We start from the raw sequence: 2336 nt of genomic DNA, 5'->3' as shown, positions 1-2336 counted from the left end.
CCCTAACCGCTAATCCCTAACCCCTAACCGCTAATCCCTAACCCCTAACCCCTAACCCCTAATCCCTAACCCCTAACCGCTAATCCCTAACCCCTAACCCCTGTTATTTCTCATTTAAAGTTTCAATGCCATCCCCATCCTGAGATATCCCGTAACTTTGCAACTCCTCGCAGCGTTCCACATAGTACATCACCGCTTTATCTTGATGATTTTTCTGCAAAAGGTAATGGAAGATTTGACACGCTTCGCTATATTTTTGCTGATGATAAAGATAAACCCCCTCTTCAAATTTACCGCGAGTTTCCGTCTTTAGCTCGATCGAATGTTCCGGATCGGCATCGTAAACTTCAAACACCGCCACCGGAGCCTTTTTACCTTTAACCCTGACTCGACCGAGAAAGCGACAGTTATACTTTGTCGGTTCATCCAGGCGAGACAAAGTTTGCTCGCTAATCGCGATACCCGCACCATAAACCTTTGTTAAACCTTCCATACGAGAGGCAAGATTGACAGCATCGGAAATCACCGTACTTTCCATCCGCTGTTCCTCTCCGATCGTACCCAGCATTAAATTTCCCGTATGCAATCCCACACCGATCGCAATAGTCGGATAGCCACTCTTTTGGCGGTGAGAATTATAAATCGTTACCTGCCTTTGCATATTAATAGCGGCTTGCACAGCATCTTCAGCAGTTTCCGGAAAAAGCGCCATAATCGCATCGCCAATATATTTATCGATAAAACCATTATGATTGCGAATCACCGGCCCCACCCTTTTCAAGTAAGAGTTAATAAAATCAAAGTTTTCCTTGGGAGACATATTCTCCGACAGAGTTGTAAAGGAACGGATATCGGAAAATAAAATCGTCATTTCTTTCTGCACTTGGTCGCCCAAATTTACATCTATAATGCTTTCCTTTTTCAAAAAGCGCAGAAACTCGTGGGGGACAAAGCGACCGTAGGCAATATTTACTTTCGCTAACTGGATATGAATTTTGATTCGCGCCAGCAATTCATTTTTAGATATCGGTTTGGTCAGATAATCATTCGCACCAGAACCAAAGCATTCCAACAGATCCGAAGCTTGTTCTTTAGCAGTTAAAAACACCACTGGCAGTTGATTGGGAGGATACTTCTGGCGAATTTGTTTGCATACCTCATACCCGGTCATTTTCGGCATCATCACATCGAGCAATATCAAATCTGGAAAAAACCCATTTTCAATGGCTGCCAAAGCTTCCAAACCATTAGAAGCTTGGACTAAATAATAGTTTTGCAGCGATAGATGGTTGACCAAAACCTGAAGGTTCACCGGTTCGTCATCCACAATCAGGATTTTGTAATCTCCGTTGTTTGGCGCGGATATTTCCGCAGTGACGATCGCTTCATCAATGGTAACAGGTATTTCGCCTAGATTGACTGCTGGCAAAATAGATTCGTTTCTCTCTACTTGACTCTGGGATAACGGCAAGGTAAAGCTAAATTTTGAACCTTTGCCAACAACTGACTCAACTCGAATTTCGCCTCCATGTAACTGCACTAGCTGTTTGGTAACTGCCAATCCCAAACCTGTACCTCCGTATTGCCTCGCCGTCGAACCATCAGCTTGTTCAAAGGATTCAAAAATGCGCTCTAATTTATCATCTGGGATACCAATACCAGTATCGGAAACTGCAATTTCTAAATGTTCGTTAACCACTTTTGCCGATACTTCTACCACACCATTTTCGCTAAATTTAATCGCGTTGCCAACCAGGTTTTGCAAAATTTGTTGCACCCGATTTTCATCGGCGTCTACTGTCGGTACATCTGTCGGTATTTGGTTGACTAAACGCAAAGATTTTTTCCCGATCAGAGGTTCGGAAAGCGCTAAAACTACATCTGTAATCGCCCGCATATCGACAGGTTTAATTTGCAGTGCAATATTGTTGTATTTTAGTTTAGAAAAATCTAGGATATCGTTTACCAAGTTGGCAAGACGCTTGCCGCTATATACAATCATGGAAAGATTGTTTACTTGTCGCGATGTCAGTTTGCCAGTCGCACCATCTATCATCGATTCCGCAATACCGATAATACCGTTGAGAGGGGTGCGAAGTTCGTGGGATGTGTTAGCTAAAAACTCATCTTTGAGTTTGTCTATTCTCTGCAAGGTTGCGTTATTAGTTTCCAATTCTTTGGCATAGTCTTGCAAGCGTTTTCCTGCTTCTATAAATCGACGTTCTAAAATAAAGGCGAGGAAAATAATAAAAATTACCATTCCCCATTGATAAATTGGTTGCCCTGCATAAATAATGCCCAATCCATTGAAGATATCGCGCAGGCAAGTCACGCAA

At 42.7% G+C, this 2336-nt stretch carries 1 protein-coding gene; it reads right to left on the bottom strand.

The genetic code is table 11. From position 1 onward, the window contains the following. Positions 1 to 103: 103 nt before the first annotated feature. The coding region (locus H6S82_RS29575; RefSeq protein WP_191057203.1) for an ATP-binding protein at positions 104 to 2336 on the bottom strand (2233 nt) is incomplete at its 5' end.

The sequence above is a fragment of the Planktothrix sp. FACHB-1355 genome (assembly GCF_014748295.1).
In the GTDB taxonomy this organism is placed as follows: Bacteria; Cyanobacteriota; Cyanobacteriia; order Cyanobacteriales; family Aerosakkonemataceae; genus Aerosakkonema; species Aerosakkonema funiforme_A.
Note: the sequence above shows the minus strand (reverse complement) of the source record. Positions and strands in the feature narration are given on the sequence as shown.